Here is a 15,051-nt window from a genome sequence, read left to right on the forward strand (position 1 = left end):
AGGAAAGGGGCGGCCCGATGTCCAGACCGCCCCTTCTTTGTTTCCACAGGTATCCTGGGGGTGTGGGGGCTGGCCCCCGCATTGGTCGGCCTGCCAGGCAGGCCGAAACCGGATATTACAGTGCGGCCTGCAGGTTCTGATCGACCTTCTCGAGGAAGCCCATCGTGGTCAGCCACTTCTGGTCCGGACCGACCAGCAGGGCGAGATCCTTGGTCATGTCGCCCGCTTCCACGGTGTCGACGACGACCTTTTCCAGCGTCTCGGCAAAGGTCTTCAGCTGTGCGTTGTCGTCCAGCTTGGCGCGGTGCTTCAGGCCACCGGTCCAGGCGAAGATCGACGCGATGGAGTTGGTGGACGTCTCCTTGCCGGCCTGGTGCTGACGGTAGTGGCGCGTGACGGTGCCGTGGGCGGCCTCGGCCTCGACGATCTTGCCATCCGGCGTCATCAGCGCCGAGGTCATCAGGCCGAGCGAGCCGAAGCCCTGTGCCACGGTGTCCGACTGGACGTCGCCGTCGTAGTTCTTGCAGGCCCAGACATAGCCGCCCGACCACTTCATCGAAGCCGCGACCATGTCGTCGATCAGGCGGTGCTCGTAGTGGATGCCCTTGGCCTTGAACTGGTCCTCGAACTCTTCCTCGTAGACCTTCTGGAAGATGTCCTTGAAGCGGCCGTCATAGGCCTTGAGGATCGTGTTCTTGGTCGAAAGATAGACGGGATATTCGCGGCCAAGGCCGTAGTTCAGCGAGGCGCGCGCGAAGTCGTAGATCGACTTGTCGAGGTTGTACATCGCCAGCGCGATGCCGGAGTCGGGGGCGTCGAAGACTTCGCGTTCGATGACGGTGCCATCCTCGCCCTCGAACTTCATGGTCAGCTTGCCCTTGCCGGGGAACAGGAAGTCCGTGGCGCGGTACTGGTCACCGAAGGCGTGGCGGCCGACGACGATCGGCTGCGTCCAGCCGGGCACGAGGCGCGGCACGTTCGAGCAGATGATCGGCTCACGGAAGATGACGCCGCCCAGGATGTTGCGGATGGTGCCGTTCGGGCTGCGATACATGCGCTTGAGGTTGAATTCCTCGACGCGCGCCTCGTCCGGGGTGATCGTGGCGCATTTCACGCCGACGCCGATTTCCTTGATCTTCTCGGCGGCATCGACGGTGATCTGGTCGTCGGTGTCGTCGCGGGCTTCGATGCCCAGATCGTAATACAGCAGGTCCACATCAAGGTAAGGCACGATCAGCTTCTGCTTGATGAAGTCCCAGATGATGCGGGTCATCTCGTCGCCGTCGAGTTCGACGATCGGGTTCTCTACCTTGATCTTGGTCATTCCAAAGCCTCTGGTCAGGGGTGGTATCGCGCGCGTCCTAGCGCATCTGACCGCAGGAAGCCAGTCTGTATGCGATTGCATACCGAATATTTGTCGGTGCCGACGAAAGGGATCGGCCCGGCCGTACCATTGGCCGGGCCTGCCGTCTTCAAGGTCACGCGACCAGGAACAGAGACGGATTCTGCTGACGAGCAGGGTGTTCCTAGCCGTCATTCGTTAACAGAATGACCTACGCAAACGGCTTCCGTGAGGCGGCATTGTTCCCGGCGCGGCAACACTGCGGCGTAGCGGGGCGTATTAGCCGAAAGGTTTACGCTTTTTTATCCGAGGGTTTGGGCTGCGCTTGCGCCGCAGGACGATGCCCGCCCGGATCAGTCGCGCGCGAAAAACGCCGCGATTCGGGGGCGGAGCCATGACCAGAGGTCGGGCGCACCGCGTTCGATTTTCGGGCCGAGGCGCGCATGGATGCGGTCTTCGGTGACGTTGAAATCACGCCACGACCCGCCCCCCGTCACGAGGTTCAGAACAGGCGGCTGAAAGCGGTCCACGGATTTGGCAAAGCGGGCATCCGGCGTTTCAGCGGCCTCGAACTCGTCCCAGATCGCGCGGAATTCGGCGGCCTGCGACGGGGGCAACAGGCCGAAGAGGCGATCTGCCGCCTCCTGTTCGCGCGCCTCCTGTGCGGCGGTGTCCTCGGCGCCCGCGCCGAAGAACGGCACGTCCCCGGCGTCGATCTCGACCAGATCGTGCAGCAGCAGCATGCGGATCACCCGATCGATCGACACGCCTTCCGGCGCATGGGGGGACAGGGTCATCGCAAACAGGGCGAGGTGCCAGGAATGCTCGGCGGAATTTTCCTGCCGCTGTCCGCCGACCACGCGCGTGGCCCTGTCGACCTCCGTCAGGCGCCCGGCCTCGACAAGGAAGGCCATCCGCGCGTCGAGGTCGGCGCGGGCCTCATCCATCGCCGTTCGTCCGGGCCTCATGTTCCGCGATGCGACGCTTGAGCAGGCGGTTCGCGCGGATCGCGGCGCGTTGCACCCGGACAGAGGTGATGAACGCTTCCTGCAAGGTCTGCGAGCTGTCCCCAAGGGCCTGGGACATGATCGTGATGATGTCTTCGTCCCCGGTCTTCTCGACGTGGCGAATGACGTCGGTCGCCAGCTTGTCTGCAAGGGTTTCAGCGATGGCCATGGTTCATCCTGCCACTTGGTTCCTGTCCGCAGAGCATCCTAGGTCACGCGCCGGGGGCAAGCCAAGTCCGAAGGGAAAGAGGCCTTCGCCAAGGGCGGCAGCATGGCGATTGCAGGCCGCGCATGGCACGGCCTGAAACGTCTTTGTCGTGAACGACACCGTCAGCGTGTGTTTTCGGTCAACCGGCGGGTGACATATGATTTCACGCTGTCGATCATCGGGTCCATGTGCGGATCCTCGAAGAAGTGGCCTGCGCCTTCAACTTCCTCGTGCGTGATCGTGATGCCCTTCTGTTCGTGCAACTTGCCCACGAGGGTGCGGGTATCGGCTGGCGGGGCCACGCGGTCGCCTGCACCATTGATGATCAGGCCGGACGACGGGCAGGGCGCAAGGAAGCTGAAGTCGTAGCGGTCGGCCGGGGGCGATACGCTGATGAAGCCGGTGATCTCGGGGCGGCGCATCAGGAGCTGCATTCCGATCCACGCCCCGAACGAAAAGCCGGCGACCCAGCAATGCTTGGTGTTGGCGTTCATCGATTGCAGGTAGTCGAGGGCGGACGCCGCGTCAGACAGCTCGCCGACACCCTGATCGTATTCGCCCTGCGACCGGCCGACGCCGCGGAAGTTGAACCGCAGAACCGTGAAGCCCATCTCGAGGAAGGCATAGTGCAGGTTGTAGACGACCCGGTTGTTCATCGTTCCGCCGAACTGCGGATGCGGATGCAGGACGATCGCGATCGGCGCATCCTTGACCTTCTGCGGGTGATAGCGCCCCTCTAGGCGACCCTCGGGGCCGGGAAAGATCACTTCGGGCATCGTCACTCCTTCGCGTGGGTCGTCTGTCGCAGGCCATGGGGCGCATCTGCGCCGCGGTTGGCCGAAGGTTGCGTCAGGCGCCGGGTCGGTCGTCATTGACGGGGCAGGGGCCGGGGCAGTAAGCCCCGCAAACACCCGATCCCGCGATCCCGCCATGTATGCGGTGCCCGCGCCAAGGTCAATGCGAGGACGCGGGCATAGCCAAGGAGGGGGCGTCATGAAGTTGAGCACCAAGGGCCGCTACGCGATGGTTGCCCTCGCGGATCTGGCCATGCAGCCTGACGGCACGCTGACCTCGCTTGGCGACATCTCCCGGCGTCAGGACATCTCGCTGCCGTATCTGGAGCAGTTGTTCGTCAAGCTGCGGCGCGCAAAGCTGGTCGTGTCGGTCCGGGGTCCGGGGGGCGGATATCAGCTGTCGCGTTCTGCGACCGAGATCCGTGTCTCCGACATCCTCGAGGCGGTGGACGAGTCGGTCAGCGCCATGCACACCGGGGCAGGGGCCAAGGGCGCGGTGTCCGGGTCGCGGGCACAATCCATGACGAACCGGCTGTGGGAATCGCTGTCGGCGCACGTATATGTCTTTCTGCATCAGACGCGCCTGTCGGATGTCGTGCAGAATGAACTGACGCCCTGTCCCGCTGTGCCGAACCTGTTCGAACTCATCGACGAGTGACCGAAGCGTCGCGTCAGGCCCGGCTTCCCGCGTCATCCTGAGCAATACCGAAATACGGAAGGAACGGTCGATGGGCGAGCGTGTCTACCTCGATTGGAACGCGACGGCGCCCCTGCGGGTCGAAGCGCGGCAGGCGATGATCGCGGCGATGGATGTCGTCGGGAACCCGTCGTCCGTCCACGCCGAAGGACGCGGGGCCAAGGCATTGGTGGAGCGTGCCCGCGCGCAGGTTGCCGCCGCCCTTGGCGCGACGGGGTCCGACGTCGTCTTTCTGTCCGGCGCGACGGAAGGCGCGGCCCTTGCCATGGCGGGGCGTGGCCTGTCGTCGGCGGCGGTCGAGCATGAGGCCGTCGCAGCCTGGGGCGACGGCGCCCTGTCCGTCGATTCCGATGGCTATGTGTCCGTGGACGTGCCGGGCGACAGCGTTCTGCAACTGGCGAACTCCGAAACTGGGGTGATGCAGGATCTGCCGGCGGGACTGGCGCTCAGCGACATGACGCAGGCCTTCGGCAAGGTGCCCGTGGCCTTCGATTGGAGCGGCGTCGATATGGCCCTGATCTCGGCGCACAAGCTGGGCGGGCCCAAGGGCATCGGTGCGCTCGTGATCCGGCGCGGGCTTGATGTCGTATCCCAGATAAGGGGCGGGGGGCAGGAAATGGGCCGCCGGTCCGGGACGGAAAATATCATCGGAATCGCCGGTTTCGGCGCGGCGGCCGAGGCGGCGGCGCGCGATCTTGAGGAAGGAGCCTCCGCCCGGGTTGCACAACTTAGAACTTTTCTAGAAACAAGTCTTGAGGGAGCGGGCAATCCGACTATTTTAGTCGGGAAGGAATCGAAACGGTTGCCCAATACATCCTGTCTGATCACGCCGGGTTGGCGGGGCGAGACACAGGTGATGGCGCTGGATCTGGCCGGTTTCGCGGTATCCGCGGGATCCGCCTGTTCCAGTGGCAAGGTACGCAGCAGCGCCGTTTTGAGCGCAATGGGATTTGGACCGGGCGAGGCCGACTGCGCGATACGCGTCAGCATCGGGCCGGACACGACAGAAGATCAGGTGGGGCGGTTCGTTGAAACCTTCCTGCGCCTGAGGAACAGGAGACGGTGATGAGCTTGGATGAAGTACAGGTCAAGGAAGGCGTGGACGCCGAAACCGTCGATGCGGTCAAGGCGCTGTCGGGCACCTACAAGCACGGCTGGGACACGGATATCGAGATGGAATACGCCCCCAAGGGCCTTTCCGAGGATATCGTGCGCCTGATCTCGCAAAAGAACAACGAGCCCGAGTGGATGCTGGAATGGCGGCTGGAGGCCTATCGCCGCTGGGTCCATCTGGAGGAGCCGACCTGGGCGATGGTCGACTATCCCAAGATCGATTTCCAGGATCAGTATTACTATGCCCGCCCGGCATCGATGACGGTCAAGCCGAAGTCGCTGGACGAGGTCGACCCGAAGCTGCTGGAAACCTACAAGAAGCTGGGTATTCCGTTGAAGGAGCAGGCCCTGCTGGCCGGCGTCGAACCCGCACCCGAGGACCGCAAGGTTGCCGTGGACGCGGTCTTCGACTCCGTTTCCGTGGGCACGACGTTCAAGGCGGAACTGGCCAAGGCGGGCGTGATCTTCTGCTCCATCTCCGAGGCGATCCAGGATCATCCGGAACTGGTCAGAAAGTACCTCGGATCGGTCATTCCGCAGTCCGACAACTATTATGCCACGCTGAACGCAGCGGTCTTTTCGGATGGCAGCTTCGTCTACATTCCCAAGGGCGTGCGCTGTCCGATGGAGCTGTCGACCTATTTCCGCATCAACGCGGAAAACACCGGTCAGTTCGAGCGGACGCTGATCATCGCGGACGAAGGCAGCTACGTGTCCTACCTCGAGGGCTGCACGGCGCCGCAACGCGACGTGGCACAGCTGCACGCGGCTTGCGTGGAACTGGTCCTGCTCGACGATGCGGAGATCAAGTATTCCACCGTTCAGAACTGGTTCCCCGGTGATGAGAACGGCAAGGGCGGCATCTACAACTTCGTGACCAAGCGCGCCGATTGCCGGGGTGCCCGGTCCAAGGTGATGTGGACGCAGGTCGAAACCGGGTCCGCCGTGACGTGGAAATACCCGTCCTGCATCCTGCGCGGCGATGACAGCCAGGGCGAGTTCTATTCCATCGCCATCGCCAACAACTACCAGCAGGCCGACACCGGCACCAAGATGGTTCACCTGGGCAAGAATACCAAGTCGCGCATCGTCTCCAAGGGGATCAGCGCGGGCAAGGCCCAGAACACCTATCGCGGCCTCGTGTCGATGCACCCGAAGGCGAAGAATTCGCGCAACTACACGCAGTGCGACAGCCTTCTGATCGGGTCGGAATGCGGCGCGCACACGGTTCCCTACATCGAGGTGCGCAACAATTCGTCTCGGGTGGAGCATGAGGCCACCACCTCCAAGGTGGATGACGATCAGCTGTTCTACTGCCGCTCGCGGGGGATGGACGAGGAGGAGGCGGTGGCCTTGGTGGTCAACGGGTTCTGCAAGGAAGTGCTTCAGGCGCTGCCGATGGAATTCGCGATGGAGGCACAGCAGCTGGTCGCCATCTCGCTGGAAGGGTCGGTGGGGTGACCGGCCGCGGCCCCTCCGGTCGCGTCGTTCCGACGCCACTGGAGGTGCTGCGCGCCTTGCCCCGCGTGGGCCTGCATCTCCTCCTCCCGGCAATGGTCGTCGGGGCCTTCGGCGGGTCGCTTCTGGATCTGCTGCTGGGATGGGATCGCCTGGCCACCCTGTGCGGGATCGTGGTGGGCCCTGTGGCCTTCGCCATTGCAATCAACGTGCTGGAGCGTCTGGACGATGCCCACACCGACAAGATGGTCGCGCTGGCCGAGGCTTACAGGCGCGACGAGACGGAAAAGAGACGGGCTGCCGCCGACAAGCGGGGCGAGTTGATGAAATTCGATGATTTTCGCGGCAAGCGCCGCTGAAGAAGGACAAGACATGCTGAAGATCGAGAACCTGCACGTAAAGCTGGAAGAAGAAGACAAGCGCATCCTGAAGGGGATCGACCTGACCGTCCCTGCGGGCGAGGTCCATGCGATCATGGGGCCGAACGGGTCCGGTAAGTCTACGCTTTCCTATGTGCTGTCCGGGCGCGACGGCTACGAAGTGACCGAAGGTTCCGCACATCTGTCTGACGACGACCTGCTGGAGATGGAGCCGGAAGAGCGTGCAGCCGCTGGCCTGTTCCTCGCGTTCCAATACCCGGTCGAGATCCCCGGCGTCGGCAACATGACCTTTCTGCGCACCGCCGTGAACGCACAGCGCAAGGCGCGCGGCGAAGAGGAGCTTTCCGCGGGTGATTTCCTCAAGGAGGTCCGCGCAAAGGCCAAGGATCTGAAGATCGATGCGGACATGCTCAAGCGTCCCGTGAACGTCGGTTTCTCGGGCGGTGAGAAGAAGCGCAACGAGATCCTTCAGATGGCGATGCTGGAGCCGAAGATGTGCATCCTCGACGAGACCGACTCCGGCCTCGACGTCGATGCGATGAAGCTGGTGTCCGACGGCGTCAACGCCCTGCGCAGCGAAGGGCGCGGCTTCCTCGTGATCACGCACTATCAGCGCCTGCTGGACCACATCAAACCGGACGTCGTGCACATCATGGCCGATGGTCGGATCGTCAAGTCGGGCGGCCCCGAACTGGCGCTCGAGGTCGAGCAGAACGGGTATGCCGACATCCTGAACGAGGTGGCCTGATATGTTGCCTGCTGCACAGCAAACTGCGCTGGACGAGCGGCTGCACGCCCTGGCCGAACCGTCTGACGGCGGCTGGCTTGGTCAGGCGCGCAGCGCCGCCAAGGAACGCCTGCTGGCCATCGGTCTTCCGACGCGCCGGGACGAATACTGGCGCTATACGAACCCTCGTGCACTGACACAGCCGGTTCCGGATGTGTCGGGCGCGGGCGCGGACCTGACGGTGTTCGACGCGGCGAATGCCATCGTGATCGAGGTCGCGGGCGACGTCATCACGCTGCCCGACAGCCTGCCACATGGGCTGGAGGTGTCTACCCTGCGTCAGGCCGCCGAGGCGGACATCCACTGGGTGCGGGACTATTATGCGACGCTGGAGGCGAAGGGGTCGAGCCCCGTGCAACGGCCGCTGGCGGCGCTGAACTCCGCCTATGCAACCGACGGCATCCTGCTGCGCGCGACCGGGGCGGTCGATGAACCCGTCCTGATCCGCAACACGCAGGAGGGGGACCCCATCCTGCACCACGTGATCAAGGTCGAGGGCGGCGCCTCCCTGACAGTGCTGGAGGTCGGCGCCCCCGGTGCCCGGTCCAACCAGGTGACCGAGGTCGAGATTGCGGATGCGGCCGCGCTGCACCACATCCGCATTCAGGGACCCGAAGCGGATCGCCATGATGCCACGCATCTGTTCGCCCGTCTTGGCGCGGAAAGCGTGCTGAAGTCGTTCACCCTTTCCGCGAATGGCAAACTGGCGCGCAACGAGGCCGTGATCGAACTGACCGGCGACGATGCCAGCGCGACCGTGGCCGGCGCGGCCTTCGGGCGTGGGGCCTTTCACCATGACGACACCGTGTTTGTAACTCATGACGCCGAGAATTGCGAAAGCCGCCAAGTCTTCAAGAAGGTTCTGCGCGACGGCGCCACGGGTGTGTTCCAGGGCAAGATCCTCGTGAAGGAAGGCGCGCAGAAGACGGATGGCTACCAGATCAGCCAGAGCCTGCTGCTGGACGACGACAGCGTCTTCCTCGCCAAGCCGGAGTTGGAGATCTACGCCGACGACGTGGCCTGTTCGCATGGCTCCACGACCGGGGCGATCGACGAGACGGCATTGTTCTACCTGCGGTCGCGTGGTGTGCCCCACCGCGAAGCCACGGATCTTCTGGTGCTCAGCTTCCTCGCCGAAGCCCTGGAGGAGATCGAGGACGAGGATCTGCGCGAGACGGTTTCCGACCTGATGGCCGATTGGCTGTCCCGCGCCTGAGATGTCGGTCACCCGTGACATACCGCGCGCCTGGCTGCGGCCCCGTGACGTCATGCGCGACCTGCTCGCGCAGGGACAGCGCGAGGACATGGCCTTCGTGTTCCTGATCATCGGCTGCTTCATGGTCTTCGTGGCGCAGCTGCCGCGTCTGTCGCGCGAGGCATACGAGACGGGGCAGGACTTCATGCTGTTGATGGGGGGCACGCTGATGGCGTGGATCTTCGTCGCGCCCCTGCTGTTCTATGGGCTGGCGGCGATCTCGCACCTCGTGGCACGGGCCGTGGGCGGCGGTGGCACGTGGTTCGGGGCCCGGCTGGCGCTGTTCTGGTCGCTGCTTGCGGTATCGCCTGCCATGCTGCTGCACGGGTTGACGGCGGGGTTCATCGGGCCCGGTCCAGCGCTGTCGCTGGTCGGACTGATCGTGCTGATGGCCTTCCTCTGGATCTGGATCGGCGGGCTGACGGTGGTCGAACGCGCGCCGTGACGGCCTGTCGCCTTGCCTTTGACGGTCTTCCCCTATCTGACAGACAGACCGCCCGGCGCGGTCTGTGATACCTCGAACAAGGCGGTCCCCATGATCGATATCGACGCCATCCGCTCTCAGTTTCCGATCCTGTCGCGACAGGTGAACGGCAAGCCGCTGGTCTATCTGGACAACGGCGCCTCCGCGCAGAAGCCGCAGGTGGTGCTGGACAGTATCCAGAGGGCCTACGGGGAGGAATATTCGAACGTCCATCGCGGGTTGCACACGTTGTCGACCCTGTCGACGGAGCGGTACGAGGCGACGCGGGGCACCGTGGCCCGGTTCCTGAACGCGCCGTCCGAAAATGACATCATCTTCACCTCCGGCACGACGGAGGCGATGAACCTGATCAGCTATGGCTGGGCCGCACCGCGCCTGCAGGCGGGGGATGAGATCATCCTGTCGGTGATGGAGCATCACGCGAACATCGTTCCATGGCATTTCCTGCGCGAACGGCAGGGCATCAAGCTTGTCTGGGTCGAACCCGACGTGAATGGCGACCTTGATCCGCAGGCCGTCCTCGATGCGATGACCGATCGGACGAAGCTGATTGCAATTACTCATCTTTCCAATGTCTTGGGGACCGTTGTTGATGTAAAGGCAATCACCGCAGGGGCCCATGCGCGCGGTGTGCCCGTCGTGGTCGACGGCAGTCAGGCCGCCGTGCACATGCCGGTCGATGTCGCGGATATCGGTTGCGACTTCTATGCGGTCACCGGGCACAAGCTGTATGGCCCATCGGGGTCGGGCGCGCTCTATGTCCGACCCGAACGCATGGCCGAGATGCGGCCCTTCATGGGCGGCGGGGACATGATCCGCGATGTGTCGCGCGAAGAGGTCACATGGAACGATCCGCCGATGAAGTTCGAGGCGGGCACACCCGGCATCGTGCAGACCATCGCACTCGGCACCGCGTTGGAGTGGATGATGGATGTCGGCATGGACAACATCGCCGCGCATGAACGGGACCTGAGGATCTATGCCGCGGATCGTCTGGCCGGTCAGAACTGGTTGAACGTTCAGGGGCAAAGTGCTGACAAGGCTGCGATTTTCTCCTTTACACTGGATGGCGCGGCGCATGCACATGACATTTCGACCGTGTTGGACAAGAAGGGCGTGGCCGTCCGGGCGGGACACCATTGCGCGCAGCCACTGATGCAGCATCTGGGGGTCACGGCAACTTGCCGCGCCAGCTTCGGTGTCTACAACACGCGGGCCGAGGTGGACGTTCTGGTCGATGCGTTGGAGCTGTGCCACGATCTGTTTTCTTGACAATGGCTTGCGCCGCGTTCTTCATGTGAATGGACCGGTGGGGCCGGTGCTCGGCCCTAGGCCGGCATAGCCATCGTTCGGCCACTGACCGCCACGGCCCGTTGACGCGGGCCGGGCCAAGGGGCCACATCGCGGCATGTTTCTGGACCACATCTCTCAAAGCCCGATCCCCTTCGACGCCAGTTGCGCAGCGGAGGCGCTGGATCGCCTGAACCCACCGGCAAATGCCCGCGATCTTGTTGCCGGGACCGCGGGGTGCAGCCCCTTCCTGATGGCCGCGATGACGCGCGAGGCGGAGTGGCTGTCCGGGATATGGACGCAAAGGGCCGAAGACAGCTTCGATCGGATCCTGCAGGATCTGGATGCCGTTGCGGGCGATCCGAAACAGGCGCTGCGACAGGCCAAGCGTCGGGTCGCCGTTCTGGTTGCCTTGGCCGAGTTGGGCGGCGTCTGGCCCGTTCTGACCGCGACCGCGCATCTGACCCGGTTTGCCGATGCCGCCCTGTCCAAAAGCCTCGCCCATGCCTTGGCGCGCTATGGCAAGGGATTGCCGGGGCCTTGGGCCGGCCTTGTGGCGATCGCGATGGGCAAGATGGGCGCGGGGGAGCTGAACTATTCCAGCGATATTGATCTGGTGCTGCTGTTCGATGAGCAACAGCACGATCCAGACGCCTATGGCGAGGTGCGCGCCAAGCTGTTGAAGGCGGCGCGACTGGCGATGTCGCTGATGTCGGATATCACGTCGGACGGATATGTCTTCCGCACGGACCTGCGGTTGCGCCCGGATCCCGGATCGACGCCCATCGTGATGTCCATGGAGGCTGCCGAACGCTACTACGAGGCGATGGGGCGCACGTGGGAGCGGGCGGCCTGGATCAAGGCACGCGCCGCGGCCGGGGACATCGCGGCAGGAGAGCGGTTCCTCGAACGTCTGACACCCTTCGTCTGGCGCAGGCATCTGGACTACGCGGTGGTGCAGGACGCCCATGACATGCGCCTGCGCATCCGTGACCACAAGAAGCTGGCCGGGCCATGGGACGTTCCGGGCCACCACGTCAAACTGGGACAGGGGGGCATCCGCGAAATCGAGTTCTTCACCCAGACGCATCAGATCATTTCCGGCGGGCGCGATCCGTCCCTGCGGCACAAATGCACCCTGATCGGTCTGGACCGGCTGGTCGATGCCGGTTGGGTCAAGCCGGGTGACCGCGATGTTCTGGCGCGGGAATACGTCTACCTGCGGTCGGTCGAGCATCGGTTGCAGATGGTGCAGGACGCCCAGACGCATCATATCCCGTCCGATGCCGCCGGCCTGCAGCGGCTGGCCAATTTCATGGGTCAAGGCGATGTGGACGCCTTCGTGAACGACCTGCGTGACCGCATGCGGGCGGTCGAGGCGATCACGGATCCACGGTTCAAGCCGCGCGAAGCCGATGTGCCGACCGCCGAAATCGCGGGGGCGGATGACATTACCGAACGGTGGGAAACATACCCCGCGCTTCGATCCGGTCGCGCGCGCGGCATCTTTGCGCGCCTGCGCCCCTCGATCCTGAATGCCTTGTCGCGGGCCACCCGGCCGGAAGAGGCGCTGGCCGCCTTCGATGCGTTCCTGCGGGGCCTGCCCGCCGGCGTGCAGATCCTGTCCCTGTTCGATGCCAACCCCAGCCTTGTCGACCTGACGGCAGACATCTGTGCAATCGCCCCTGACCTTGCGGTCTATCTGTCCAAGAACGCGGCGGTCTTCGATGCGGTGATCGCCGGCGATTTCATCAGCCCCCTGCCGGACCGCTACGAGGCCCCGGACCTCGATGGTCTGGACTTCGAGATGGCGCTGGCCCGTGTGCGGGCATGGCACCGCGAGGCGCATTTCAGGATCGGTGTGCATCTGCTGCGCCGACTTGCCACGCCACAGGAGGCCGGCGCCGCCTATGCCCGCCTCGCGGAGGCGACCCTCGACGCCTGCTGGCGCGTGTCCGAGGCCGAGGCGGCGCGGCGCTATGGTCGCGTTCCCGGCATGCAGCTGGCGGTTCTGGGGATGGGATCGCTGGGGGCAGGGCGGTTGACCGCACGCTCCGATCTCGACCTTGTGGTGTTGCATGACGGCGCGCCGATGGATGCCTTGTCCGACGGGCGCCGCGCCCTGGCCCCCTCGCAATGGGCGGCCAAGGCAACGCAGGTCCTGATTACCGCGCTGACCGCACCGATGGGGGATGGGCGTCTCTACGAGGTGGACATGCGCCTGCGCCCGTCCGGCAAGCAGGGGCCCGTGGCCACATCGCTCGATGCGTTCCGCAGCTATCAGGCGACCGAGGCCTGGGTCTGGGAGCATATGGCCCTGACCCGCGCCCGCGCCCTGACCGGCGATGCCGAGACGATGGCGCTGGCCGAGGAGGCGCGCTGCGCGATCCTTGCGCGCGGGCGGTATGACCGGTCCGAGGTGCTGACCGAATTGGCCGGGATGCGGCAACGCCTGCGCGACGCGGGGCGCCGCGGGCATGGCCTTGCGGTGAAAAGCGGGCCGGGGCGGATGCAGGATATCGAACTGGCCGCGCAGGCCCACGCCTTGATCGCGCGGGCGGACGCGCGCGACGTGCGCGCGCAGCTGGGCGTTGCGGGGTGGCTGACCGCCGAGGAACGGGCGTGCCTGTCGGATGCCTATGACCTGCTGGCGCGCGCGCAGCAGGTTCTGCGCCTGTTGTCCGATGGCGATCCACCGGGCGAACTTGGCACGGGGGCCGAGGCGTTTCTGTCGACCAGTCTTGAACAGGATAGCGCAGATGCGGTCGCGGCGGCGATGGATGTCGCAGCCGAACAGGCCGCGGTCGTCATCGATGGTGCCCTTGCCCGTGGTATCGGGCAGGGCTAGCTGACGCAGGGCACAAAGGTGGAGCCGACAGATGGCAGCAAAGCAGGGGCAGACGCCCGACGACCCCAAGGCCCTGATATTCGAAGCCTACCGCATGGACGGTATAACCGAAGCCGAATGCAGGACCATCTTTCTTGACTGGGCCCTCGGCCAGCACGCGGATACCGCCGCGGCGATCGGCCGGCTGCTTGATCTGTACGGAGCGCCGGATCACCCGATGACGACCGTTCTGCGACAGGGGCTGGAAACGCCCGCGCGGTCGGGGCGTCGCGGGGGGCGCGCGGCGCGCGTCACTCCGTAGGCGTGGCCTTTGCCCCGCGTTCGCGATACGGCGTCGTGCCGTATTGCGCGCGGTAGCATTTGGAGAAATGCGACGGCGAGGTGAAGCCGCAGGCAAGCGCCACGTTGATGATCGACATATCCGTCTGCATCAGAAGGTTGCGCGCCTTCCCCAGTCTCAGCTCCATGTAATACCGCTTGGGCGAGCGGTTGAGGTAGCGGCGGAACAGGCGTTCCAGCTGACGCGTGGACATGCCCACATCGGCGGCCAGGAGCGATGGGCTGACCGGTTCCTCGATGTTCTGTTCCATTTCACGGATCACCTGCGAAAGACGCGGATGGCGGACGCCGATCCGCGTGGGGATCGACAGGCGCTGCGTGTCCTGATCGGTGCGGATGGAGGAATAGATCATCTGATCCGCCACGAGGGAGGCGAGGTCCTCGCCGTGGTCGCGCGCGATGATGTGCAGCATCAGGTCGACCTCGGCGGTGCCGCCTGCCGTGGTGACGCGCTTGCCGTCCACGGTGAAGACCGATTTCGTCAGGTTGATGTCCGGAAAATCCTCGGCAAAGCTGTCGTGGTTTTCCCAGTGGATCGTGGCGCGCTTGCCATCCAGCAGGCCCGCAATCGCAAGGGTGTAGGACGCGGTGCACAGGCCGCCCACGGTGATGCCGCGCCGCGCCTCGCGGCGCAGCCAGCTGACGATGCGCTTGTTCGAGGCCTGCGCCACGTTCACGCCCCCGACGACCAGAACCGTGTCGTCGCGGCCCACCTCGGACAGGTCACGGTCCATGACGAAGGTGATTCCGGCCGAGCAGCGCACCGTGCCGCCCTCTTCCCCGACCATTTCCCACGAATAGAGGTCCGCCCCGGACATGCGGTTCGCAATGCGCAGCGCATCGACCGCGCTGGCAAGGCACATCATCGTAAAGCCTTCGAGGGGAACGAAAACATAGTGGCTCGGCTTCGTGGGGGCGGATGCGGTCAGGTCGGGTGGCAGTTCCACCCGCGTTTGCGAGACCGACCTGGGCAGTTTGTCACCCGCCATGGGCGTATCCTCCGATGCAGCCGCACCTTCCCCAAGGCGCTGCAGACCCGCAAAGCATCA

General features: G+C 64.7%; 15 protein-coding genes. 10 read left to right on the forward strand and 5 right to left on the reverse strand.

Features of this window, described 5'->3' with window-relative positions; all coding sequences use genetic code 11:
- Window positions 1-115: 115 nt before the first annotated feature.
- The 4 genes from V6N07_RS00840 to V6N07_RS00855 form a co-directional block, all read right to left on the reverse strand.
- Entirely contained in the window at window positions 116-1,324 is a 1,209-nt protein-coding gene (locus tag V6N07_RS00840) for an NADP-dependent isocitrate dehydrogenase (protein ID WP_371153319.1), read from the reverse strand.
- Between the two features lie 371 nt (window positions 1,325-1,695).
- On the reverse strand, window positions 1,696-2,289 hold the full coding sequence (locus V6N07_RS00845) for an HD family hydrolase (RefSeq protein WP_371153320.1): 594 nt from the start codon (window positions 2,287-2,289) through the stop codon (window positions 1,696-1,698).
- Entirely contained in the window at window positions 2,282-2,518 is a 237-nt protein-coding gene (locus V6N07_RS00850; RefSeq protein WP_371153321.1) for a hypothetical protein, read from the reverse strand. Before V6N07_RS00850 ends, V6N07_RS00845 begins: the two co-directional genes overlap by 8 nt.
- Window positions 2,519-2,679: 161 nt before the next feature.
- Entirely contained in the window at window positions 2,680-3,333 is a 654-nt protein-coding gene (locus tag V6N07_RS00855; protein WP_371153322.1) for an alpha/beta hydrolase, read from the reverse strand.
- 217 nt (window positions 3,334-3,550) lie between these two features.
- On the opposite strand from V6N07_RS00855, the gene V6N07_RS00860 reads away from it, so the two are divergent.
- The 10 genes from V6N07_RS00860 to V6N07_RS00905 all read left to right on the forward strand — a co-directional run bounded on the left by V6N07_RS00860 (window position 3,551) and on the right by V6N07_RS00905 (window position 13,964).
- Window positions 3,551-4,009, forward strand: coding sequence for an Rrf2 family transcriptional regulator (locus V6N07_RS00860; RefSeq protein WP_371153323.1), 459 nt, complete (start codon window positions 3,551-3,553; stop codon window positions 4,007-4,009).
- 70 nt (window positions 4,010-4,079) lie between these two features.
- On the forward strand, window positions 4,080-5,114 hold the full coding sequence (locus V6N07_RS00865) for a cysteine desulfurase family protein (RefSeq protein ID WP_371153325.1): 1,035 nt from the start codon (window positions 4,080-4,082) through the stop codon (window positions 5,112-5,114).
- Complete coding sequence (gene sufB, locus V6N07_RS00870) at window positions 5,114-6,622, forward strand: Fe-S cluster assembly protein SufB (RefSeq protein WP_371153326.1); 1,509 nt, start codon at window positions 5,114-5,116, stop codon at window positions 6,620-6,622. The genes V6N07_RS00865 and sufB overlap by 1 nt, the downstream gene beginning before the upstream one ends.
- Window positions 6,619-6,978, forward strand: coding sequence for a hypothetical protein (locus tag V6N07_RS00875; protein ID WP_371153327.1), 360 nt, complete (start codon window positions 6,619-6,621; stop codon window positions 6,976-6,978). Before sufB ends, V6N07_RS00875 begins: the two co-directional genes overlap by 4 nt.
- Before the next feature lie 13 nt (window positions 6,979-6,991).
- Window positions 6,992-7,747: a Fe-S cluster assembly ATPase SufC gene (gene sufC, locus V6N07_RS00880; RefSeq protein ID WP_371153328.1), complete on the forward strand. Its 756-nt coding sequence runs from the start codon at window positions 6,992-6,994 to the stop codon at window positions 7,745-7,747.
- A gap of 1 nt (window position 7,748) precedes the next feature.
- Window positions 7,749-9,002, forward strand: coding sequence for a Fe-S cluster assembly protein SufD (gene sufD, locus V6N07_RS00885; protein ID WP_371153329.1), 1,254 nt, complete (start codon window positions 7,749-7,751; stop codon window positions 9,000-9,002).
- 52 nt (window positions 9,003-9,054) lie between these two features.
- Window positions 9,055-9,486 carry a YIP1 family protein gene (locus tag V6N07_RS00890; protein WP_371153330.1) on the forward strand — a complete coding sequence of 144 codons (432 nt, stop codon included), beginning with the start codon at window positions 9,055-9,057 and terminating at the stop codon, window positions 9,484-9,486.
- Window positions 9,487-9,576: 90 nt separating this feature from the next.
- On the forward strand, window positions 9,577-10,797 hold the full coding sequence (locus tag V6N07_RS00895) for a cysteine desulfurase (RefSeq protein ID WP_371153332.1): 1,221 nt from the start codon (window positions 9,577-9,579) through the stop codon (window positions 10,795-10,797).
- 136 nt (window positions 10,798-10,933) lie between these two features.
- Window positions 10,934-13,663: a glutamine-synthetase adenylyltransferase gene (locus V6N07_RS00900; protein WP_371153333.1), complete on the forward strand. Its 2,730-nt coding sequence runs from the start codon at window positions 10,934-10,936 to the stop codon at window positions 13,661-13,663.
- A 31-nt stretch (window positions 13,664-13,694) separates the two neighbouring features.
- On the forward strand, window positions 13,695-13,964 hold the full coding sequence (locus V6N07_RS00905; RefSeq protein WP_371153335.1) for a hypothetical protein: 270 nt from the start codon (window positions 13,695-13,697) through the stop codon (window positions 13,962-13,964).
- Here the strand turns inward: V6N07_RS00905 and V6N07_RS00910 are convergent.
- The gene (locus V6N07_RS00910; RefSeq protein ID WP_371153337.1) at window positions 13,954-14,991 is read right to left on the reverse strand and encodes a GlxA family transcriptional regulator; all 1,038 of its coding nucleotides are present in this window, start codon (window positions 14,989-14,991) and stop codon (window positions 13,954-13,956) included. The two genes, V6N07_RS00905 and V6N07_RS00910, sit on opposite strands and share 11 nt — an antisense overlap.
- Between the last annotated feature and the right edge of the window lie 60 nt (window positions 14,992-15,051).

The sequence above is a fragment of the Jannaschia sp. 2305UL9-9 genome (assembly GCF_041403465.1).
Classification (GTDB): domain Bacteria; phylum Pseudomonadota; class Alphaproteobacteria; order Rhodobacterales; family Rhodobacteraceae; genus Jannaschia.